The 22,586-nt window shown below is 66.9% G+C and carries 20 protein-coding genes; 5 read left to right on the top strand and 15 right to left on the bottom strand.

The window, feature by feature from the left end:
- Positions 1–304: 304 nt before the first annotated feature.
- The 4 genes from glmM to ACV22Z_RS05925 all read right to left on the bottom strand — a co-directional run bounded on the left by glmM (position 305) and on the right by ACV22Z_RS05925 (position 5,378).
- Entirely contained in the window at positions 305–1,660 is a 1,356-nt protein-coding gene (glmM, locus tag ACV22Z_RS05940; protein ID WP_448075395.1) for a phosphoglucosamine mutase, read from the bottom strand.
- Between the two features lie 25 nt (positions 1,661–1,685).
- Positions 1,686–2,585, bottom strand: a complete 900-nt coding sequence (gene folP, locus ACV22Z_RS05935) for a dihydropteroate synthase (protein WP_448075394.1) — start codon at positions 2,583–2,585, stop codon at positions 1,686–1,688.
- 71 nt (positions 2,586–2,656) lie between these two features.
- Positions 2,657–4,552, bottom strand: a complete 1,896-nt coding sequence (ftsH, locus tag ACV22Z_RS05930) for an ATP-dependent zinc metalloprotease FtsH (RefSeq protein WP_448075393.1) — start codon at positions 4,550–4,552, stop codon at positions 2,657–2,659.
- 163 nt (positions 4,553–4,715) lie between these two features.
- On the bottom strand, positions 4,716–5,378 hold the full coding sequence (locus ACV22Z_RS05925; protein ID WP_448075392.1) for an RlmE family RNA methyltransferase: 663 nt from the start codon (positions 5,376–5,378) through the stop codon (positions 4,716–4,718).
- Positions 5,379–5,556: 178 nt separating this feature from the next.
- On the opposite strand from ACV22Z_RS05925, the gene ACV22Z_RS05920 reads away from it, so the two are divergent.
- A complete protein-coding gene (locus tag ACV22Z_RS05920) occupies positions 5,557–6,084 on the top strand; it encodes a YhbY family RNA-binding protein (protein WP_448075391.1) in 528 nt (175 codons plus the stop codon).
- A 60-nt stretch (positions 6,085–6,144) separates the two neighbouring features.
- Here the strand turns inward: ACV22Z_RS05920 and ACV22Z_RS05915 are convergent, their stop codons facing one another.
- The 8 genes from ACV22Z_RS05915 to gloB all read right to left on the bottom strand — a co-directional run bounded on the left by ACV22Z_RS05915 (position 6,145) and on the right by gloB (position 16,825).
- Positions 6,145–6,603, bottom strand: a complete 459-nt coding sequence (locus ACV22Z_RS05915; protein ID WP_448075390.1) for a DUF4149 domain-containing protein — start codon at positions 6,601–6,603, stop codon at positions 6,145–6,147.
- Positions 6,604–6,617: 14 nt separating this feature from the next.
- Positions 6,618–7,094 carry a transcription elongation factor GreA gene (gene greA, locus ACV22Z_RS05910; RefSeq protein WP_448075389.1) on the bottom strand — a complete coding sequence of 159 codons (477 nt, stop codon included), beginning with the start codon at positions 7,092–7,094 and terminating at the stop codon, positions 6,618–6,620.
- Between the two features lie 118 nt (positions 7,095–7,212).
- Complete coding sequence (gene carB, locus ACV22Z_RS05905; protein ID WP_448075388.1) at positions 7,213–10,467, bottom strand: carbamoyl-phosphate synthase large subunit; 3,255 nt, start codon at positions 10,465–10,467, stop codon at positions 7,213–7,215.
- Positions 10,468–10,516: 49 nt separating this feature from the next.
- Complete coding sequence (leuE, locus tag ACV22Z_RS05900; RefSeq protein WP_448075387.1) at positions 10,517–11,185, bottom strand: leucine efflux protein LeuE; 669 nt, start codon at positions 11,183–11,185, stop codon at positions 10,517–10,519.
- Positions 11,186–11,212: 27 nt separating this feature from the next.
- Entirely contained in the window at positions 11,213–12,358 is a 1,146-nt protein-coding gene (carA, locus tag ACV22Z_RS05895; RefSeq protein WP_448075386.1) for a glutamine-hydrolyzing carbamoyl-phosphate synthase small subunit, read from the bottom strand.
- A 541-nt stretch (positions 12,359–12,899) separates the two neighbouring features.
- Complete coding sequence (locus tag ACV22Z_RS05890; RefSeq protein WP_448075385.1) at positions 12,900–14,126, bottom strand: MFS transporter; 1,227 nt, start codon at positions 14,124–14,126, stop codon at positions 12,900–12,902.
- Positions 14,127–14,255: 129 nt separating this feature from the next.
- Entirely contained in the window at positions 14,256–15,821 is a 1,566-nt protein-coding gene (locus ACV22Z_RS05885) for a transglycosylase SLT domain-containing protein (RefSeq protein WP_448075384.1), read from the bottom strand.
- A gap of 152 nt (positions 15,822–15,973) precedes the next feature.
- A complete protein-coding gene (gloB, locus tag ACV22Z_RS05880; protein ID WP_448075383.1) occupies positions 15,974–16,825 on the bottom strand; it encodes a hydroxyacylglutathione hydrolase in 852 nt (283 codons plus the stop codon).
- 18 nt (positions 16,826–16,843) lie between these two features.
- Between gloB and ACV22Z_RS05875 the strand changes: the two genes are divergently transcribed.
- Genes ACV22Z_RS05875 through dnaQ form a run of 3 tightly spaced genes read left to right on the top strand, consistent with a single transcriptional unit; the run spans position 16,844 to position 18,853 of the window.
- The gene (locus ACV22Z_RS05875) at positions 16,844–17,656 is read left to right on the top strand and encodes a class I SAM-dependent methyltransferase (RefSeq protein WP_448075382.1); all 813 of its coding nucleotides are present in this window, start codon (positions 16,844–16,846) and stop codon (positions 17,654–17,656) included.
- On the top strand, positions 17,653–18,096 hold the full coding sequence (gene rnhA, locus ACV22Z_RS05870; protein ID WP_448075381.1) for a ribonuclease HI: 444 nt from the start codon (positions 17,653–17,655) through the stop codon (positions 18,094–18,096). Before ACV22Z_RS05875 ends, rnhA begins: the two co-directional genes overlap by 4 nt.
- Before the next feature lie 28 nt (positions 18,097–18,124).
- A complete protein-coding gene (gene dnaQ, locus ACV22Z_RS05865; protein ID WP_448075380.1) occupies positions 18,125–18,853 on the top strand; it encodes a DNA polymerase III subunit epsilon in 729 nt (242 codons plus the stop codon).
- A gap of 24 nt (positions 18,854–18,877) precedes the next feature.
- Here dnaQ and ACV22Z_RS05860 read toward each other — a convergent pair whose 3' ends face one another.
- On the bottom strand, positions 18,878–19,210 hold the full coding sequence (locus ACV22Z_RS05860) for a YnfA family protein (RefSeq protein ID WP_448075379.1): 333 nt from the start codon (positions 19,208–19,210) through the stop codon (positions 18,878–18,880).
- A gap of 567 nt (positions 19,211–19,777) precedes the next feature.
- Here ACV22Z_RS05860 and proP point away from each other — a divergent pair.
- Complete coding sequence (gene proP, locus ACV22Z_RS05855) at positions 19,778–21,256, top strand: glycine betaine/L-proline transporter ProP (RefSeq protein ID WP_448075378.1); 1,479 nt, start codon at positions 19,778–19,780, stop codon at positions 21,254–21,256.
- A gap of 253 nt (positions 21,257–21,509) precedes the next feature.
- On the opposite strand, the gene ACV22Z_RS05850 is transcribed toward proP, so the two are convergent.
- Positions 21,510–21,716, bottom strand: coding sequence for a hypothetical protein (locus ACV22Z_RS05850; RefSeq protein WP_448075377.1), 207 nt, complete (start codon positions 21,714–21,716; stop codon positions 21,510–21,512).
- A 229-nt stretch (positions 21,717–21,945) separates the two neighbouring features.
- Complete coding sequence (locus ACV22Z_RS05845; protein ID WP_448075376.1) at positions 21,946–22,575, bottom strand: glutathione S-transferase family protein; 630 nt, start codon at positions 22,573–22,575, stop codon at positions 21,946–21,948.
- Positions 22,576–22,586 lie beyond the last annotated feature (11 nt).

Below are 22,586 nucleotides of genomic sequence, written 5' to 3'. Positions count from 1 at the left end.
AAGAATTGCCGGGAAGGGAAAGGCGGAAACAGCGCCGCTGCGGCAAGCGCGGGCAAATTGTACCTGATCGGCGTGCGCGCGATGCCATCCGCTATGGCGCTGGAACAGCGGGCCGGCGGTCAGTCTGGCGGGGTCGGAAGCGATCTCCGCGTCGTGCGGCGCCGCGCATACTCGAAGCGGCAATGCGGAGCCGGGGCCGGGGCCGGCGCCGGCGCGCCGCGTGGCGCCCGCCGGGACCGCTCCCCGGTTGCAGCAAGCCTGGGCGGCGCGGCAACGGGATACGCCGCCCCACCCCATGCCCGGATCAGGCCGTCGCAGCGCGCACCGCGTCGGCGATCGCCTCGGCATGGCGGTTCGCGTCCGCGCCCTGCTGCGCCTCGACCATCACGCGCAGCACGGGCTCCGTGCCCGACGCGCGAATCAGCACGCGGCCGCTGCCGGCCAGCGCCTTTTCCGCGTCGTCGATCGCCGCGCGGATCGATGCGTTGCCCTTCCAGTCCGCGCCGGGCTTCATCCGCACGTTGATCAGCTTTTGCGGGAACAGCGTCACGCCTTCCAGCATCTGCGCGAGCGTGCGGCCGCTGCGCTTCAGCGCGGCCAGTACCAGCAGCGCCGACACGATGCCGTCGCCGGTCGTGTGCCGGTCGAGCGACAGGATGTGGCCCGACCCTTCCGCGCCCAGTTGCCAGCCGCGTTCGCGCAGCTGCTCCAGCACGTAGCGGTCGCCGACCGCCGCCCGGACGAACTGCACGCCCTCGCGCTGCAGCGCGACTTCAACGGCGAGATTCGTCATCAGCGTTCCCACCGCCCCTTCGACTCGACCGTTAGTTGCAACTCGATCCTTGACGAGGACGTACAGCAGCTCGTCGCCGTTGAACAGCCGCCCGGACGCATCGACGACCTGCAGGCGGTCCGCATCGCCGTCGAGCGCGATCCCGAGATCGGCATGGTTCGCGCGCACCGCGCGCACGAGCGCATCGGGCGCGGTCGCGCCGACGCCGTCGTTGATGTTGAAGCCGTTCGGCGCCACGCCGATCGGAATCACGTCCGCGCCCAGCTCGTGGAACACGTGCGGTGCGACCTGGTAAGCGGCGCCATGCGCGCAGTCGACGACGAGCTTCATCCCGCGCAGGTCGAATGCCGCCGGGAACGTGCTCTTGCAGAACTCGATGTAGCGGCCGGCCGCATCGTCGAGACGACGCGCCTTGCCGAGTCCGTCGGACGGGGCGCATTCGAGCGGCTTGGCGAGCCACGCCTCGATCGCGGCTTCGGTCTCGTCCGGCAGCTTGTTGCCGTCCGCCGAGAAGAACTTGATGCCGTTGTCGTGATACGGGTTGTGCGACGCACTGATCACGACACCCGCCGACAGGCGCAGTGCGCGCGTCAGGTACGCGACGCCCGGCGTCGGCATCGGGCCGGCCAGCATCACGTCGACGCCCGCTGCCGAAAAGCCCGCCTCCAGCGCAGCCTCGAGCATGTAGCCCGACACGCGCGTGTCCTTGCCGATCAGCACCGTCGGGCGCGTTCCCGCTGCGACGTCGGCCGAGCCGGCCAGCACCTTGCCCGCCGCGTAGCCGAGCCGCAATACGAAATCGGGCGTGATCGGCGCTTCACCGACCGTGCCGCGAATGCCGTCCGTGCCGAAATATCGACGTCCCATAACGATTCTTCCTCCCAGTTTTGACTTATTGATGCCGCGCGGCCCCCCGCACGGCCTCCCATATTTTCAGTGCATCGACAGTCTGCGCGACGTCGTGCACGCGCACGATCGCGGCGCCCCGCTCCACCGCGCACAGCGCGGCCGCGACGCTCGCCGCGACACGCTCCGTCGGCGGCTTGCCGCCGATCACCGCGCCGAGCATCGATTTGCGCGACATCCCCGCGAGAATCGGATATGGCCGACCGTCGGGCCGCACGGGCGCCGTCTCCGGCAACGCCGCGAGCAGCGCATAGTTGTGTTCGACGACGGCCTTGCCGAACCCGAAGCCGGGATCGACGCAGATCCGTTCCGCCGCAATGCCCGCGTCCGTCAGCGCGTGTGCACGCGCGGCGAGGAAGTCCCGCACGTCGGTGACCACGTCGCGATAATCGGGCTCGTGCACCTGCATCGTCTGCGGCTCGCCGAGCATGTGCATCGCACAGAGGCCGCTGTTGCCGTCGCGCACGGCCTCGATCGCACCGCGCTGGCGAAAGCCCCAGATGTCGTTGATCAGGTCCGCGCCGGCGGCCAGCGCCGCGCGCATCACGGCCGGCTTGTATGTATCGATCGACAGCGGCACGTTCAACGGCCGCAATGCGTCGATCAGCGGAATCACGCGCGCGAGTTCTTCGTCGAGCGGCACCGGCGGCGCGCCCGGACGGGTCGATTCGCCGCCGATGTCGAGGATGTCGGCGCCTTCGGCGAGCATCCGCTCGGCCTGGCGCAGCGCATCGTCGCGAGCCAGGAAGCGGCCGCCGTCGGAAAATGAATCGGGTGTCGCGTTCAGGATGCCCATCACGAGCGGGCGCCCGAACGTCAGCGTGAAGCGGCCGCACTGGAGCGGCGCAGGAATGAATGCGGGAGAAACGGAGTCGGACACGAGCAACCAGCGTGTAAGGAATGCAAAACGGGCCGGTGTGAAGCCACACCAGCCCGTGAACGGCACTACTGCGAAAATTATGCCGGCGATGCGGGCGCCGTGGCGCTGCCCGGCTTGACCTCGGCGCCGCTGCCGCCCGACGACGGATCGCCGCCAATGGTCGGCGAGCTCTTCGGCGAGCGCGGCGGACGCCCTTCCATGATGTCGTTGATCTGATCGGCGTCGATCGTCTCCCACTCCATCAGCGCGGCCGTCATCGCTTCGACCTTGTCGCGGTTCTCTTCGAGCAGGCGGCGTGCGAGGCCGTACTGCTCGTCGAGCACGCGGCGGATTTCCGCATCGACCTTCTGCTGCGTCGCTTCCGAGATCGTCCGCGTGAAGCCGCGGCCGAACGGGCTGGCTTCGTTCTCGTCGTCGACGTAGACCATCGGCCCGAGCGCGTCGGTCATGCCGAACCGGGCAACCATCGCGCGCGCCGTCTGCGTCGCCTTGTTGAAGTCGTCCGATGCGCCGGTGCTGATCAGGTTCAGGAACAGCTCCTCGGCCACGCGGCCGCCGAACAGGATCGCGAGGCGGTCGAGCAGGTAATCCTTCGAATACGTCTCGTTGTCATGCTCCGGCAGCTGCCACGTGACGCCCAGCGCACGGCCGCGCGGGATGATCGTGACCTTGTGCACCGGATCGGCCTTCGGCAGCAGCTTCGCGATCACCGCATGGCCCGACTCGTGGTACGCCGTCGCGCGCTTCGCTTCCTCGCGGATCACCGCCGACTTGCGCTCCGGACCCATGAAGATCTTGTCCTTCGCGTCCTCGAAGTCCTGCATCTCGACGATCCGCTTGCCGCGGCGGGCGGCGAACAGCGCGGCCTCGTTGACGAGGTTCGCGAGATCCGCACCCGAGAAGCCCGGCGTGCCGCGTGCGATCACTGCCGCGTCGACGTCGTTCGCGATCGGCACCTTGCGCAGGTGGACGCGCATGATCTGCTCGCGGCCGCGGATGTCCGGCAGGCCGACATAGACCTGACGGTCGAAACGGCCCGGACGCAGCAGCGCCTTGTCGAGCACGTCGGAACGGTTGGTCGCGGCGATCACGATCACGCCCGAATTCGCCTCGAAGCCGTCCATCTCGACGAGCATCTGGTTCAGCGTCTGTTCGCGCTCGTCGTTTCCGCCGCCCATGCCGGCGCCGCGATGACGGCCGACCGCGTCGATTTCGTCGATGAACACGATGCACGGCGCATGCTTCTTCGCCTGCTCGAACATGTCGCGCACGCGGGCCGCGCCGACGCCGACGAACATTTCGACGAAGTCCGAACCCGAGATGCTGAAGAACGGCACCTTCGCTTCACCCGCGATCGCACGAGCCAGCAGCGTCTTGCCGGTACCCGGAGGCCCGACCAGCAGCACGCCGCGCGGAATGCGGCCGCCGAGTTTCTGGAATTTCTGCGGATCGCGCAGGAAGTCGACGAGCTCGGACACTTCTTCCTTCGCTTCGTCGCAGCCCGCGACGTCGGAGAAGTTGACCGCGTTGGTGTTCTCGTCGATCAGCCGCGCACGCGATTTGCCGAACGAGAACGCGCCGCCTTTGCCGCCCCCCTGCATCTGCCGCATCATGTAGAACCAGAAACCGATGATCAGGATCGTCGGCCCGAGGTAATACAGCGCGGACATCAGCGCGTTCGGCTCGTCGTCGGCCTTGCCGCTGACCTGCACGCCATACTTCATCAGGTCGCCGACCATCCAAATGTCGCCGGGCGACACGATCTGGTATTTCTGGCCATCGGCCGGAGTGACGGTGAGGTTGCGCCCCTGCACGACGACATTCTTGACCTTGCCGTTCTTGGCGTCGTCCATGAACTGCGAATAGGACACGCCTTCCTGGACGCGGGGCTTGTCGAACTGCTTGAACACGGTAAACAGCACCAGTGCGATCACCAGCCACACTGCTGCTTTCGAAAACATGTTGTTGTTCAAAGCACCACTCCTTCACTCGTAGACGAGCGCCTACATCTTCCTTGCGGCGCTCCTCAGGCATTCTAATCCAGTCCGACCACCCCCGCCATAAGCATTGACAACCGCCGCGATAGCGAATGGCTTGCCTGGCAAGGGCCGGAGCCCGTTTGCGGTCCCTGGTCCGTCAGCGCGGATGCTTCAGGTGCCGCCCCAAAATGAACGTCTCGGACGATTTGTCGCGGGACGCCTTGGGCTTGCGCGGCGCGACCGTCTTGAACTGCTGTTTGAATTTCTCGACAATCTGGCTGTAGCCGCTGCCGTGGAAGCACTTCACCAGCAGCGCGCCTTCCGGCTTCAGGTGATTCTGCGCGAAATCGAGCGCGAGATCACACACGTGCTCGATGCGCGCCGCGTCCGCGGAGGCGACCCCCGACAGGTTGGGGGCCATGTCGGAAATTACAAGGTCCACCTCGCGCCCTTCGAGGACGGCCTCCAGTTGATGCAGCACCTCGTCCTCGCGGAAGTCGCCCTGGATGAAGTGCACGTCGGCGATCGGCTCCATCGGCAGCATGTCGAGCGCGACGATCGTGCCGTCGATCCCGCCCTCGCGCGCCATGTCGCGCTTCTTGCCCTGCGCGAGCTTGTTGCGCGCGTACTGGCTCCAGCTGCCTGGCGCCGCGCCGAGATCGACGATCACCTGGCCCGGACGGATCAGCTTGTCCTGCTCGTCGATTTCCTTCAGCTTGTACGCGGCGCGCGCGCGATAGCCTTCCCGCTGCGCCATTTTGACGTACGGGTCGTTGATGTGGTCATGCAGCCAGTGCTGGTTGAAGCGGTTCTTTGCCATTCGAGAGAGAGATTACTGCCATTTGCTTCGTGAAGCCGCGCTTTTGGCGGATAATACGCGTCTTCTTCGCGCGGCTGCGGCCTCAATCAGGCCCACGCCGCGATTTTACGTGGTTTCGGCGCGCGGCTGATGCGGCATATGCCCGTGTTGCGCGCCCCTATTTTGAATTCGACATTCCATGCCCGCCCTTTCGCTTTCTCCCGCCGAGCGCTCCGCGCTGCGCTCCCAGGCCCATGCGCTCAAGCCGGTCGTGCTGATCGGCGCCGAAGGGCTCACCGACGCCGTGCTGAAGGAAATCAAGGTGCACCTCGACGCGCACCAGCTGATCAAGATCCGCGTGTTCGGCGACGAGCGCGACGCGCGCATCGCGATCTACGACGAGATCTGCGACCGGCTGAGCGCCGCGCCGATCCAGCATATCGGCAAGCTGCTCGTGATCTGGAAGCCCGAGGCAGTTGCCCCGGCGCCGGCCCGCGGCCGTCGTGCCGGCACGCTGCCGAGCGCGGCCGAAGCCGCCGACGACAAGAAAGGCCGCGCACCGCGCACCGTCAAGGTCGTCAAGGTGTCGCCGAACGCGAGCCCGGTGCGCCGTCCGAAGCCGCAGAAGGTGACGGTGCGCGGCAACGAGCGCGTGACCGCCGGCGGCACCGTCAAGCGCGCGAAAAAGCGTCAGGCGAGCACGAAGCGCCCGTTCCAGGACAAGTAAGCCGTCGATGTGCCGGGCCGGCGCTCCGCGCCGCCCGGTGTCCGCCGGCCCGCGCGGCGCTCACGCGTCGCGCGCCGGCAGCCTCCAGATCAGCATCAGTCCCAGCACGCTCTCGACCAGGTAGAACAGGCTCGAGACGCCGTGCAACATGCCGAAGCGCTTCGCGTACGGCGAGTTCGCGATATCGGTGCCAGCATCCATCGCGGCCACCCGCAGCGCATTCATGAACGGCTGCAGCGCGAAATACCCGATCAGCACGCAAGCGACCATCGCCGCGAGAATCCAGCGCACGCGGCGGTATTCGTCGACGCCGCGCCGCACCTGCTGGTTCGACAGCGCGAGCAGCAGCACGCCGCACACCGCACCGAGAATCGCCTCGATGCGAAACAGCTGCGCGGCGACCGAGCCGGCCGTCATCCGCTCGAGCGTATTGAACAGCACGGGCGCGACTGCATACCCGATCGTCAGCAGGCTGCCGACCCACACGGCCGACAGCAGGCGGAACACGCGATGCGGCATCGTGTCGCCCCGCTTCAGATGTAGCTGACCGAGATGATTTCGTACTCGCGCACGCCGCTCGGCGCCTGCACGGCCGCGACGTCGCCTTCGGACTTGCCGATCAGCGCGCGTGCGATCGGCGAGCTGACCGAGATCAGGCCATGATCGATGTCGGCTTCGTCGTCGCCGACGATCTGGTACTTGACGGTGTCGCCCGATTCGAGATCTTCCAGTTCAACCGTTGCCGCGAACACCACGCGGCCGTCCGCGTCCACCGCGGTCGGGTCGATGATCTGCGCGGCCGACAGCTTCGATTCGAGTTCCGCGATACGACCCTCGATGAAACCCTGCTTTTCCTTCGCGGCATCGTATTCGGCGTTTTCAGACAGGTCGCCCTGCGCGCGAGCCTCCGCAATCGCATTGATCACGGCAGGCCGCTCGACGGACTTGAGACGCTGCAATTCATCGCGCAGTTGTTCTGCGCCACGCTTTGTCAACGGAATGGTGCTCATAAACGGCTCAATCGCTAAAAACGGCTATAAAAAAAATCACCGCGATTAAGCGCATTCCCGGCTGACCGGGAACGCCGCTTAATCGCGGCACGTATTGCTTCGACAGGTAACTGACTGCTTAGTTTAGGCGAGCGTGAAGACCTTGTAAATCATAGACTTCCAGGTCCTTCAGGTAGCGCAAGCCTTCGACCGCCGCGCGCGCGCCGGACATCGTCGTGTAGTACGTGACCTTGTGCGCCTGCGCGCTCATGCGGATCGAACGCGAGTCGGCAATCGCCTGGCGCGTCTCGTCGACCGTCGTGAACACGAGCGCGATCTCGCCGTTCCTGATCATGTCGACGATGTGCGGACGACCTTCCTTCACCTTGTTGACGACCTTCACCGGCACGCCGGCCGCTTCGATCGCGGCAGCCGTGCCCTTGGTCGCGACGATCGGATAGCCGAGGTCATGCAGCATGCGCGCGACTTCGACCGCCTTCGGCTTGTCCGCATCCATCACGGTCAGCAGCACCGTGCCCGATTCCGGCAGGCGCGAACCTGCCGCGAGCTGCGACTTGAACAGCGCCTCGCCGAACGTCTGGCCGACACCCATCACTTCGCCGGTCGAACGCATCTCCGGCCCGAGCACCGGGTCGACGGTCGGGAACTTCACGAACGGGAACACCGCTTCCTTCACGCTGAAGTACGGCGGCTCGACTTCCTTCGTCACGCCCTGCTGCGCGAGCTTCTGGCCGACCATCGCGCGCGCCGCGATCTTCGCGAGCGGCAGGCTGGTTGCCTTCGACACGTACGGCACCGTGCGCGATGCGCGCGGGTTCACTTCCAGCACGTAGATGATGTCCTGCTTCGAACCGTCCGCCTGCGGCACCTGCTGGATCGCGAACTGCACGTTCATCAGGCCGACCACGTTCAGCGCCTTCGCCATCGCGCCCGTCTGGCGCTTCAGCTCGGCGACGGTTTCCTTCGACAGCGAGTACGGCGGCAGCGAGCATGCCGAGTCGCCCGAGTGGACGCCCGCCTGCTCGATGTGCTCCATCACGCCGCCGATGAACACGGCGTCGCCGTCGCAGATGCAGTCGACGTCGCATTCGATCGCGTCGTTCAGGAAGCGGTCGAGCAGCACCGGCGAATCGTTCGACACCTTCACGGCCTCGCGCATGTAGCGCTCGAGGTCGCGCGGCTCGTGGACGATTTCCATTGCGCGGCCGCCGAGCACGTACGACGGACGCACGACGAGCGGGTAGCCGATTTCGGCCGCCAGCGCGAGCGCTTCGTCTTCGGCACGCGCGGTGCGGTTCGGCGGCTGGCGCAGGCCGAGGTCCTGCAGCAGCTTCTGGAAGCGTTCGCGGTCTTCGGCCGCATCGATCATGTCCGGCGACGTGCCGACGATCGGCACGCCGTGCGCCTCGAGGTCGAGCGCGAGCTTCAGCGGCGTCTGGCCGCCGTACTGGACGATCACGCCGACCGGCTTTTCCTTGTCGACGATCTCGAGCACGTCTTCGAGCGTCAGCGGCTCGAAGTACAGGCGGTCGGACGTGTCGTAGTCGGTCGACACCGTTTCCGGGTTGCAGTTGACCATGATCGTTTCATAGCCGTCCTCGCGCATCGCGAGTGCCGCGTGCACGCAGCAGTAGTCGAACTCGATGCCCTGGCCGATCCGGTTCGGGCCGCCGCCCAGCACCATGATCTTCTTGTTGTTGGTCGGCTGCGCCTCGCACTCTTCCTCGTAGGTCGAGTACATGTAGGCCGTCTTCGTCGCGAACTCGGCCGCGCAGGTGTCGACGCGCTTGTAGACCGGGCGCACGTTCAGCTCGAGACGGCGCGCGCGCACGTCGGCCGGCGTCGCGCCGAGCAGCTTCGCGAGGCGGCGGTCGGAAAAGCCGCTCTGCTTCAGGTAGCGCAGCTCGTCGAACGACAGCGACGCAACCGCGCGGCCCGCGAGCGCCTTTTCCTTCTGGATGATCTGCTCGATCTGCGCGAGGAACCACGGGTCGATCGCCGTTTCCGCGAAGATTTCCTCGGCCGTCATGCCGATGCGGAATGCATCGCCGACGTACCAGATGCGGTCCGGGCCCGGCTCGTGGATCTCGATCGCGATCTCGTCGCGGTCGGTCGACTTCTCGTCGAGGCCATCCACGCCGACTTCGAGGCCGCGCAGCGCCTTCTGGAACGATTCCTGGAACGTGCGGCCGATCGCCATCACTTCGCCGACCGACTTCATCTGCGTCGTCAGGCGCGAATCGGCTTCACGGAATTTCTCGAACGCGAAGCGCGGGATCTTCGTGACGACGTAGTCGATCGTCGGCTCGAACGACGCCGGGGTCTGGCCGCCGGTGATTTCGTTCTTCAGCTCGTCGAGCGTGTAGCCGACGGCCAGCTTTGCCGCGACCTTCGCGATCGGGAAGCCGGTCGCCTTCGATGCGAGCGCCGACGAACGCGACACGCGCGGGTTCATCTCGATGACGACCATGCGGCCGTCCTTCGGGTTGATCGAGAACTGCACGTTCGAGCCGCCCGTGTCGACGCCGATCTCGCGCAGCACCGCGAGCGACGCGTTACGCAGGATCTGGTATTCCTTGTCGGTGAGCGTCTGCGCCGGCGCGACCGTGATCGAGTCGCCGGTGTGCACGCCCATCGGGTCGAGGTTCTCGATCGAGCAGACGATGATGCAGTTGTCGGCGCGGTCGCGCACGACTTCCATCTCGTATTCCTTCCAGCCGAGCAGCGATTCCTCGATCAGCAGCTCGCGCGTCGGAGAGAGATCGAGGCCGCGCCTGCAGATCTCTTCGAACTCTTCGCGGTTGTACGCGATGCCGCCGCCCGAGCCGCCGAGCGTGAACGACGGACGGATCACGACCGGGTAGCCGCTGCCGCCCGTCTCCGCCATGATCTCGGCGTGCACCTGGGTCGCCTCTTCCATCGAATGCGCAACGCCCGACTTCGCTGAGCCGAGACCGATCTTGGTCATCGCGTCCTTGAACTTCTGGCGGTCTTCCGCCTTGTCGATCGCTTCCGGCGATGCGCCGATCAGCTCGACGCCGAACTTCTCGAGCACGCCGTGGTGATGCAGGTCGAGCGCGCAGTTCAGCGCGGTCTGGCCGCCCATCGTCGGCAGGATCGCGTCCGGGCGCTCCTTCTCGATGATGCGTGCGACGACTTCCCACGTGATCGGCTCGATGTAGGTCACGTCGGCCGTGTTCGGGTCGGTCATGATCGTCGCCGGGTTGCTGTTGACGAGAATGACCTTGTAGCCTTCCTCACGCAGTGCCTTGCACGCCTGCGCGCCCGAATAGTCGAACTCGCACGCCTGGCCGATGATGATCGGGCCGGCGCCGATGATGAGGATGCTGTTGATGTCTGTGCGTTTTGGCATGGCTTGATAATTCAATAAGTAATCGTTGTCGTGTGGCGGCCGGCTGCGCTCAGCCCATCGTCGCGAGCGCGAGCTTCACGGAAAAACCGATGAACAGGCCGCCCACGCTGCTCGCCGCGCCTGCCGCGAGCTTGCGGCGGCGGCGGAAATGCTCGGCGAGCCGTGCACCCGCGAAGATCAGCGTGCTCAGGTACAGGAAGCTCGCGCACTGCGCGATCGCCCCGAGCACGAAGAACGGCAGCGCGGGATGCGGGAACGCCGGGTCGACGAACTGGATGAAAAACGAGATGAAGAACAGGATCGCCTTCGGATTCAGGAGGCTCACGACCAGCGCCTTGCGGAACGGCTTGTCGCCGTCGACCGCGCGCGGCGCTTCGACAGCCGCGCCGGCCGCGCCGGCCGGCGCGCGCAGCTTGCGCCACGCGCCGCGCAGCATGCCGGTGCCGATGTAGAGCAGATACGCGGCACCGCCGTACTTGACGACGGAGAACAGCAGCGGATTCGCCTTCAGCAGCGACGCGACGCCGGCCGCGGACAGCACCATCAGCACGGTGTCGCCGACGAACACGCCGCAGGCCGCGCGATAGCCGGCCTTCACGCCGCGCTGCGCCGCGAGCGACAGCACGTACATCGAATTCGGCCCCGGCAGCAGGATGATGAAGATCACGCCGAACACGTAGGTCCAGAGATCCGTGATGCCGAGTGCATGACCGAACATGATGCGAGCCTCCCGTGCTTCAGTCAGTTAAGCGCTGCGCTGCTTCGCCGCGTCCATCAGCGCGGTGAAGCGGTCGAACAGATAGCCGATATCGTGCGGGCCGGGCGACGCTTCCGGGTGGCCCTGGAAGCAGAATGCCGGCTTGTCGGTCAGTTCGAAGCCCTGCAGCGTGCCGTCGAACAGCGACACGTGCGTCACGCGCGCGTTGGCCGGCAGCGAGTCGGCGTCGACCGCGAAGCCATGGTTCTGCGACGTGATCACCACGCGGCCGTCGCCGAGATCCTTGACCGGGTGGTTCGCGCCATGGTGGCCCGTCTTCATCTTGAGCGTCTTGCCGCCGACCGCCAGACCCATGATCTGGTGGCCGAGGCAGATGCCGAAAGTCGGCACGCCGCGCTCGATGAACTCCTTTGCCGCCGCGATCGCGTAGTCGCACGGCTCCGGATCGCCGGGGCCGTTCGACAGGAAGATGCCGTCCGGATTCAGCGCGAGCGCTTCCGCCGCGCTCGCCTGCGCCGGCAGCACCGTCACGTGGCAGCCGCGCTCGGCGAGCATGCGCAGGATGTTGTACTTGACGCCGAAGTCGTACGCGACGACGCGGTACTTCGGCGCTTCCTGCATCCCGTAGCCGCTGCCGAGCTTCCATTCGCTCTGCTTCCATTCGAACGGCTTCGTGGTCGACACGACCTTCGCGAGATCCATGCCCGCGAGGCCCGGGAACGAGCGCGCGAGCTCGATCGCCTTCGCCTCGTCGTCCGAGCCCGCGAGGATGCAGCCGTTCTGCGCGCCCTTGTCGCGCAGGATGCGGGTCAGCTTGCGGGTATCGATGCCGGCGATCGCGACGACGCCTTCGTCGCGCAGGTAATCGCCGAGCGTGCGGTCCATGCGGAAGTTCGACGCGAGTGCGGGCAGATCGCGGACGATCAGGCCGGCGGCATGGACTTTCGTGGCTTCGACATCCTCGGCGTTGACGCCGACGTTGCCGATATGCGGATAGGTGAGCGTGACGATCTGGCGCGCGTAGCTCGGGTCAGTCAGGATTTCCTGATAGCCGGTGATCGCGGTGTTGAACACGACTTCGCCGATCGTATGGCCAGCGGCCCCGATCGAATAACCACGAAAGACCGTGCCGTCGGCAAGTGCGAGCAAAGCGGGAGAAAAAGACGGCAACACGGGAGGCTCCTTGGGGAACACCCTGCTGCCGACCTGTCTACCCTGCCGCGCGAGCGCCGCGCTGCGTAGGCGCGCGCGGTCGCTAGCTGGACACGGCCTGCGTTGTCGACGCGCGAACCCGGCGCGGCGCGCACGAGGCTTCGCGGCATCGCCCGGCAAGCGGCGTGCGGCGGATGAACGGGATGAGTGAGGTAGGCGCTAGGGTGCGAGGTTGATCAGCACAAACTTTCAAATTATAGCTTGAAAATGGCCCTATCTTCAATCGATCTGGCCGTTGTTTCCACCAAGGTGGCCGCGTCTTCCGATCGACGAAGCCGCCTCGGTCCCATTGACGACGTGGCCCGCCCCAGTCGACCGCGATGAACCGGCCGGACGAATCGGCGGTGGCCGCCGCGCATTGCAGCCCGATTGCAGCCCCGCTTCGGGCCCGCTTCGGGCCCGCGTCGAACCCGCTTCGGGCCCGCGTCGAACCCGCTTCGAGCCCGCTTCGGACACATTGCGGCCCCATTTCCGGAACTGCGCCACGCTCCAGCGTACCCCTCTATCGGCTTGCTTGACCAGTGGCTGCCGCCCGCGCGGGCCACAGGTACCACACCGCGCTGGCGAGTTGCAGCGCGAGCAGCATGGCCCAGGCGCTCAGGTGCGCGGCGGCCGGATAGCGGCCGTCGACCGCCGGCCAGTGCGACAGCACTGCGCCGATGCCGATCTGGAACGCGAAGATCAGCAGGAAGATGACCAGCGTGAGCGTCGTGTTCGCGCGCCCGATCAGGTGCACCGGAAAGTGTCCGGCCATGACCGCGTAAGTCAGGATGCCGACCCCGCCGAACATCCCGTACGCGGCCCACAGAACCGCCGCCGGCAGCGGCACGCGCGCGACGATCGCGAATTGCGTCGCGACGAACAGCGCCATCCCGACGCCGCAGAACGCGTACACGGACACGCCGCGCCGCTCCAGCGCACGCGCCGCGGCGCCGAAGCCGACGCAGCCGGCCATCATCGCGAAGCCGAGCACCGACACGAGGCGCGCGGCGTGCGACGCGTCGAGCCCGGCGACGTCGCGCAGGTACGGCCCGACCCACAGCGACTGCATCGCATAGAACACGCCCTGCGTGACGACAGAGAACGATGCGATCTTCCAGAACGCACGGCTCGACAGGATGTGCCAGGTGCCCTTGAACTGGCTGACGATGCCGCCCTGATGACGGACCTGCTTCACGTCGGGAGCGCCGAACCAGATCGCGGCCGCGACCGCGAGCGTCATCACCGCGAGCCCGCCGCACACCGCGCGCCAGCTCGTCCAGCCGAGCAGCCAGTTGAGCGGCGAACCGACCACGACGCCGCCGAGCCCGCCGACCGCCATCACGAGCCCGTTGACGAGCGGCAGCCGGCCGATCGGGAAATGCTCGGCGAGCGCCTTGAACGCCGCACCGAGACAGACGGACACGCCGACGCCGATCAGCAGCCGGCCGGCCATCATCGTGCCGAGTCCGTGCGCGGCGCCGAACACCGCGGCGCCCGCGGCGGCGAACAGCAGCATGCCGGCCGCGACACGGCGCGAGCCGATATGGTCGAGCAGCACGCCGGCCGGAATCTGCGCGCCGGCGAAGCCGAGGAAATAGAGACTGGTGAGCAGGCCGAGATCGGCGGCCGACAGCCCGAGTTCGTGCGTGACGAATGGCGCGAAGCCGAGATTGACGCCGCGAAACACATAGGACACGAAATACCCGATCGCGAACAATCCGAGCACCCTCACCTGCACCAGCGACATTGCCCCTCCTTCCGATACCATCCGGCCCGCACAACGCGCAGAAACGAAAACGCCGTCACCTCGGTGACGGCGTTTTCATCAGATGATATAGCATCCGGGTGGCGCGGGTGGCCGCGCCGGGCGGCCCGCTTACTTCTTCTTGCCCTTGTGCGTCGCGGCGGCCTTCGGCGCGGCCTTTGCCGGTGCGCCCTTGGCTTTCGCTGCCGACTTCGCGGCACCGCGCTTCGCCTTGCCGCCCGTCGACAGGCTCGCACGCTCGATATGCCCGCCGCCGACCGACGTCGCGATCTTTTCCGGACCAGGTTCCGCGGGCACCGCGCGGCCGACCGGCACGTGCAGCACGAGCGTCTGGCCCGGCATCACGAGATCGCGGTGCGTACGGTTCCATGCCTTCAGCTGACCGACCGACACGCCATAACGGCCTGCGATCGCCGCCATCGCCTGTTTGCGGCGCACGCGGATCAGCATCTTGCGCGTGTCGGGCACGTCCGGCTCCATCGCCAGCACGCCGTTTTCCGCGACGTCCGCGCTGATGTCCTCGTCGTCGTCGTTGCCGCGCGGCACGACGATCGTCGAACCGGGCTTCAGGCGCATGCCGGCCGGAATCTTGTTCACCGACATCAGCGTGTCCGCATCGACGCCGATCTTCTCGGCGATCGCCGCCGGGCGCGCGCGCTCGGTGACGGTATACGTCGTCCACGTCGACAGCTGCCCGTCGTACGACTTCAGGCTCTTCTCGAATGCCGACGCATTGTCGAACGGCAGCAGGATCTGCGGCTCGGTCGCGCCGAGGATCACCGGCTTCGAGAACGACGGGTTCAGTGACCTGAATTCGTCGAGCGGCAGGTTCGCGAGCTTCGCGGCGACCGTCACGTCGATGTCGCGCGATGTGGTGACCGTCACGAAATACGGGTGGTTCGGGATGTCCGGCAGCGCGAGGCCGAACTGCTGCGGGTTCGCGATGATGTTCTTCACCGCCTGCAGCTTCGGCACGTAGTTGCGCGTCTCGTTCGGCATCCGCAGGCTCTGGTAGTCGGTCGGCAGGCCGGCCGCCTGGTTGCGCGCGATCGCGCGCTGCACATTGCCCTCGCCCCAGTTGTACGCGGCGAGCGCAAGATACCAGTCGCCGAACATGTCATGCAGGCGCGACAGGTAGTCGAGCGCCGCGCTCGTCGACGCGAGCACGTCGCGCCGCTCGTCCTGCCACATGTTCCGCTTCAGGTTGTACGTGCGGCCGGTGCCCGGCATGAACTGCCACATGCCCGCGGCCTTCGCGACCGACAGCGCCTGCGGGTTGTAGGCCGATTCGATGAACGGCAGCAGCGCGAGCTCGGTCGGCATGTGGCGCGCCTCGAGTTCCTCGACGATGTGGTACAGATACTTCTGCGAGCGCTCGGTCATGCGCTGCACGTAATCGGGACGCTGCGTGTACCACGTGGTCTGCATGTCGACGAGGTCGCTCTGCAGGTCGGGCATCTGGAAACCGCGGCGGATGCGCGCCCAAAGATCGGTGTCGGCACTGGTCAGATCGCCGACGGACTGCTTGTCGACGTCGACGGTTTCTTTGGCGGTGGCGGATTTGCGGAGGTAGGTGGCGGCGTCCGCCTGGGGATCGGCGGCGGAATTGGCGACAGGCCCCTGGCTCGCACATGCGGCGAGCAGCAGGACCAACATCGCACTCAATAAAAATCGCATGAAAATCTCGGGTTCCGACGGCTGGAAATTGCTGGCGATACTACGGAAGTGCGTGCTTCACGTCAATAAAAACACCGAAAACTCAGTGAAATCTGATATTTGGTGCAATTTTTACAGACTCTGGATGAGCTTTGGAGTCCTCCCGAAAAACGTCATCGGAACCGGTTTTTCCACTCGCGCATCAGCGTGAATGCCTTAAGGCGATCCGGCACCGATTCGTGCAGCTGCGCTTCGAGCGTCGCGTGAATCGCGGCGCTGTCGGAACGCATGAACGGATTGACCGCGCGCTCGTGCGCGATCGTCGTCGGCAGCGTCGGCACCCCGCGCGCGCGGCGCGCGGCCGCCTCGTCGCGCCAGGCCGCGAGCGCCGCGTTGCCGGGCTCGCAGGCGAGCGCGAAGCGGATGTTCGACAACGTGTATTCGTGCGCGCAGTGCACGCGCGTGTCGCCGGGCAGCGCCGCGAGCGCGTCGAGCGACGCGAGCATCTGCGCGGGCGTGCCTTCGAACAGGCGGCCGCAGCCGCACGAGAACAGCGTGTCGCCGCAGAACACGTGCGGCGCGGCCGCGCCTTGACCGGCCGCGCCTTGACCGGCCGTGCCTCGGCTGGCCGCGCCTTGACCGGCCGCCTGGAAGTACGCGATGTGGCCGCGCGTGTGGCCCGGCACGTCGAGCACGTCGAACGTCAGCGCGGGCGCGCGAAGCGTCACGCGGTCACCGCCCGCGAGCGGGTGCGTGACGACGCCGATCGCCTCGGCCGCCGGGCCGTAGACGGCGAGCGGCGCATCGTCCGGTTGGCCAGCGATGAGGTCGGCGACACCGCCGACATGGTCGGCATGGTGGTGCGTGAGTAAAATAGCGGTCAACCGCCAGCCTCTTTCGGAGAGAATCCGGCGCACCGGAGCGGCTTCGCCCGGATCGACGGCGATCGCATCGCTGCCGTCCGACACGAGCCAGATGTAGTTGTCCTCGAATGCCGGTACCGGCACGTATTCCAGCTCGTTCATGGGCGCGCAATCATTGCTATGTCTGATCGACAAATTATAGACTGGCCAGCCTGGACCGAATCGCCGCCCGGCCGCTACGTGCTGGGCTGGGAGCAGGCGCAACTCGACCGCTTCGTGTCGGACGTATTCGGGTTCCACGCGCTGCAGCTCGGCCTGCCGCAACTCGACGCATTGCGCGAGAACCGCATGCCGTACCGCGGCCTCGTGCTCGATCCGGCGAGCGGCGCGAGCGCGCCCTACCAGTATCCGTGGGCGCGCGAAGCGCACGCGCCGGAGCATGCGCCGGCCGGTCGCAGCACCACGTGGTGCGATCTGCTCGACCTGCCGTTCGAATCGCAGAGCGTCGATCTGATCGTGATGCCGCACACGCTCGAATTCACGTCCGACCCGCACCGCCTGTTGCGCGAGGCCGAACGCGTGCTGATGCCGGAAGGCCAGCTCGTGATCACCGGCTTCAACTCCCTCAGCCTGTGGGGGATGCGGCAATCGTTCGGCAAAATGGCGAACCGGCCGTTCGTGCCGTCCGCGCGCGACCAGATCGCGTTCATCCGGCTGAAGGACTGGATCAAGCTGCTCGGCTTCGATCTCGAGCGCGGCCGCTTCGGCTGCTACCGGCCGCCGCTCGTCTCCGACAAATGGCTCGCCCGCTTCGGCTTCATGGAAGCCGCGGGCGACCGCTGGTGGCCGATCTTCGGCGCCGTCTACATGGTGACGGCCGTCAAGCGCGTGCGCGGCATGCGCCTCGTCGGCCAGATCAGGATGAAGAAGCCCGTGCTCGCGCCGGGCCTCGCGCCGGCGGCCTCCCCGACCACCCATCAAGAACGTTCATGACAACCGACACCATCGACATCTACACCGACGGCGCCTGCAAGGGCAATCCCGGCCCCGGCGGCTGGGGCGCGCTGATGCGCTACGGCGACCGCGAGAAGGAGCTGTTCGGCGGCGAGCCGAACACGACCAACAACCGCATGGAGCTGATGGGCGTGATCGCCGCGCTCGAAGCGCTGAAGCGCCCGTGCCGCGTGATCGTGCACACCGATTCGCAGTACGTGCAGAAAGGCATCAGCGAGTGGATTCACGGCTGGAAGAAGAAGGGCTGGATCACCGCATCGAAGACGCCCGTGAAGAATGCCGACCTGTGGAAGCGCCTCGACGCGCTCGTCGCGCAACATGAAGTCGAATGGCGCTGGGTGAAGGGCCACGCCGGCCACCCGGAGAACGAGCGCGCGGACGCGCTCGCGAACCGTGGCGTCGAATCGCTCGCGGCCTGACCCCTTTCGTTTCCCCTGTTTTCCCGACATGCGCCAGATCATTCTCGATACCGAAACCACCGGCCTGAACGCCCGCACGGGCGACCGCCTCATCGAAATCGGCTGCGTCGAGCTGCTGAACCGGCGGCTCACCGGCAACAACCTGCACTTCTACGTGAACCCCGAGCGCGACAGCGATCCGGGCGCACTCGCCGTGCACGGCCTCACGACCGAGTTCCTGAGCGACAAGCCGAAGTTCGCGGAGGTCGCCGACCAGATCCGCGACTTCGTCAAGGACGCCGAGCTGATCATCCACAATGCACCGTTCGACCTCGGCTTCCTCGACGCCGAATTCGCGCTGCTCGGCCTGCCGCCCTTCACCGAGCATTGCGGGGGCGTGATCGACACGCTCGTGCAGGCGAAGCAGATGTTCCCCGGCAAGCGCAATTCGCTCGACGCACTGTGCGACCGCTTCGGCATCAGCAACGCGCACCGGACGCTGCACGGCGCACTGCTCGACTCGGAGCTGCTCGCCGAGGTCTACCTCGCGATGACGCGCGGCCAGGACAGCCTCGTGATCGACATGCTCGACGACGACTCGGCCGACGGTGGCGGCGCGAACGGCCAGCGCGTGTCGCTCGCGTCGCTCGACCTGCCGGTGCTGGCCGCGAGCGACGACGAGCTCGCCGCGCACCACGCGCAACTCGACGAGCTCGACAAGTCGGTCAAGGGCACGTGCGTGTGGCGCCAGACGGCCGCGGCGGGCGACGCGTCGTGATCCCGTCGTGCTGCGGCCGAACGCTCACGTGCGCGGCTGCAGCGCGATGACAGCCATGCCGGCCAGCGCGAGCGCCGCGCCGGCGGCGTCCCAGCGCGTCAGCGCGACACCGTCGACCGCGCGCAGCCACACCAGCGCGACCGCGATGTACATCCCGCCGTACGCCGCATAGGTGCGCCCGGCCGCGCTCGGGTGCAGCGTCAGCAGCCACGCGAACAGCGCGAGCGACAGCGCGGCGGGCACCAGCAGCCAGACCGGCCGCCCCGCCTTCAGCACGAGCCACGGCAGGTAGCAGCCGACGATTTCGGCCAGCGCGGTGGCGGCGAACAGCGCCGCGATCTTCATCAGTTCGGTCATCCGGATTCTCGTCTTTTCAGCCTGCGTTTCGCGGCAGGCACGCCCCCGATACAGCCCCATATCGACCTCAAATCAGCCGCAAATCGCCTCCGTTACGCGCCGCCGATCATACCCGAGCGAGCCCCGCCACACGGGCGCCTCCCGGCAATCCACCCGACAATTTGCACGATCGTCTGCCATCGTGCTAACATGTCGCCTGTTTCAACATTCAATCTCTGTCATTTCGATTTTGAGAGAAGTCCGTTCGCGCGCTGCGCGGCGTTGCTTCGATCGAAATTGCACCCACAGGAAAGCGCGCCCGTCGGGCCTGCTTTTCTCGTTTCGCCGCCCTTCCGGGGCGTCTGCCGGAGCACCGGATCCCGGTTCGCATCGGCTGCCGCACGCATCACGCGGCCCCTTCTTCATGAGCGCCAAGTCGCGACGGCCCGCCGGGCCCGCGTCGAAGCAGCCCCTTTTTCGCAGTAAGCGCTTAATGGCCTGCCCCGACGCACCGCGTGCGACACCGCGCTTGCCGGCAAACCGTGTCGGACGGCCCACCGTCCGGCGCAGTCAAAGGAGTGCAAGACCTTGACCGCAACACACGTCAGCCCGACCGCTGCCTCTTCCACGCCGTCCGACGGCGCCCCGCTCGTCGCCGACGACATCACCGTCGTCGACCAGAGTCTCCTCAAGCGCGCCGTCAGCGCGATGGCCATCGGCAATGCGATGGAATGGTTCGACTTCGGCGTCTACAGCTACATCGCCGTCACGCTCGGCAAGGTGTTCTTCCCGTCCAGCAGCCCGTCCGCGCAACTGCTCGCGACCTTCGGCACGTTCGCCGCGGCGTTCCTCGTGCGCCCGCTCGGCGGCATGGTGTTCGGCCCGCTCGGCGACCGCATCGGCCGCCAGCGCGTGCTCGCCGCGACGATGATCATGATGGCCGTCGGCACGTTCGCGATCGGCCTGATCCCGAGCTATGCATCGATCGGCATCATGGCGCCCGTGCTGCTGCTCGTCGCCCGCCTCGTGCAGGGCTTCTCGACGGGCGGTGAATACGGCGGCGCCGCCACCTTCATCGCCGAATTCTCGACCGACAAGCGCCGCGGTTTCATGGGCAGCTTCCTCGAGTTCGGCACGCTGATCGGCTACGTGCTGGGCGCGGGCGTCGTCGCGCTGCTCACCGCGTCGCTGTCGCAGGAAGCGCTGCTGTCGTGGGGCTGGCGCGTGCCGTTCCTGATCGCGGGCCCGCTCGGCCTGATCGGGCTCTATATCCGGATGAAGCTCGAGGAAACCCCGGCGTTCAAGCGCCAGGCCGAAGCCCGCGAAGCGCAGGACAAGGCCGTGCCGAAGGCACGCTTCCGCGAGACGCTGTTCGCCAACTGGCGCCCGCTGCTGCTGTGTGTCGGCCTCGTGCTGATCTTCAACGTGACCGACTACATGGTGCTGTCGTACCTGCCGAGCTTCATGTCGTCGACGCTGCACTTCGACGAATCGCACAGCCTCGTGCTGGTGCTTCTCGTGATGATCCTGATGATGCCGATGACGCTCGCCGCCGGCCGCCTGTCCGACAAGGTCGGCCGCAAGCCCGTGATGCTCGCCGGCTGCGTCGGCCTGCTGGTGCTGTCGATCCCGGCGATGATGCTGATCCACGCCGGCACCACGGCGGCCGTGTTCGGCGGCCTGCTGATGCTCGGCGTGCTGCTGTCGTGCTTCACCGGCGTGATGCCGTCGGCGCTGCCGGCGCTGTTCCCGACCGAGATCCGCTACGGCGCGCTCGCGATCGGCTTCAACGTGTCGGTGTCGCTGTTCGGCGGCACGACGCCGCTCGTCACCGCCTGGCTCGTCGACGTGACCGGCAACCTGATGATGCCCGCGTACTACATGATGGGCGCGGCCGTGATCGGCATCGTGTCGGTTGTCGCGCTCGCCGAAACCGCGCGCCAGCCGTTGCCGGGCTCGCCTCCCGCCGTCGCGACGCGCCGCGAGGCACATCAGCTCGCGCGCCGGCTGCGCGACGACGAAGATGATTCGGACGTGTACGTCGTGGTGTCCACCGCGCGTGCTTAAGTGCCGTGCTTAAGTGCCGTGCTTAAGTGCCGTGCACAAGTTCGGTGCATAGGCGCCCACGCATAGGTGCCCGCGCATAGGTGCCGTGCATAGGTGCCGTGCAAAGGTGCCCGTGCATAGACGCCGGCAAACGTCTGCGGAAACAAAAAACCCCGACAGTGCCGGGGTTTCATCGAATGGCCGGTCGCCCGGCCCGACAGCCCGACCGGCTTGCGCTGGCCGGGCTTTTTTCATCGTTGCGGGACCCCCGCGCTCATGCTTGCGCCTCGCAATGACGGCAGAAGAGCAGCGCACGCGAGCGCGACACCGCCGCCTGCGCGCCGCGCGCCGCGACGATCAGGCCGACCTGGCCGAGATTGAAATCGCGCTCGACCATCAGCTGCGTCAGCGCGGCAAGCGGCAACACGACGGACGGGTGAAACAGGCTCGATTCGATCAGGGCTTTCATCATCGACTCCATCTGGCAATGCGGTATTCGATGGAGTGAATTCTAGGGATCGCGGGCGCCCGGATAAATCTCGCGAAAACGAAGTCACTTGTCGGCTGGAGTAAATAATCGCGATGCCGGCACCCAGGACGGCGGGCGCTCAGGCGACGACGCCAGTCCGCCGCCGGTGCCGGGCACGGCCCGCGGGTGGGCGGCCGGGCCGTGGTGCGCGTCCGGCAACCCGCCCGGACGTGCGCAGGCGCTACGCGAGCGGCGTCTCGACGAAGGCCGGCAGCGCCTCCGCACGTGTGGAATGCGCAACGAGCGCCGGATATCGGGCCGGATCGATGCGGGCCAGCGCCTGATAGTCGGCCGTCATGAACTGCGTGAAGCGCCACGCGACCGCGACCGTCACGTCGGCCTGCATCACGCGCGCGCCGCCGAGCCAGCCGTCCACGCCCGCGACGTGCCGCTCCAGTTCGCCATACGCGGCCTCGAGCTGGCCGAGCACGCGGTCGAGCCACGGCTGGTGCAGCTTGTCGGCCGGGCGCAGCCCGTGCTCGTAGACGACCTGCACCGTCTTCTCGGCCGCCGCCAGCGCGAAACCGATCGGCACGAGCGCGCGCAGCCGCGCGTCCGGCGCTTCGGGCAACAGGCGCCGCTCCGGCGCGACGAGGTGATCGAGGTAGTCGACGATCAGGGACGAATCGATCAGCGTCGCCCCATCGTCGGTGACGAGCGTCGGTGCCTTCACGACCGGGTTGACCGCCTTGAACGTGTCGAATTGCCGGAACACCGACACCGACTGGTGTTCGAACGGCAGGTCGAGCAGCTTCGCCGAGATGGCGGCCCGCCGCACGAACGGGGAATCCAGCATGCCGATCAGCTTCATCGCAATACGCT

The organism is Burkholderia sp. PU8-34 (assembly GCF_053427725.1).
Note: the sequence above shows the minus strand (reverse complement) of the source record. Positions and strands in the feature narration are given on the sequence as shown.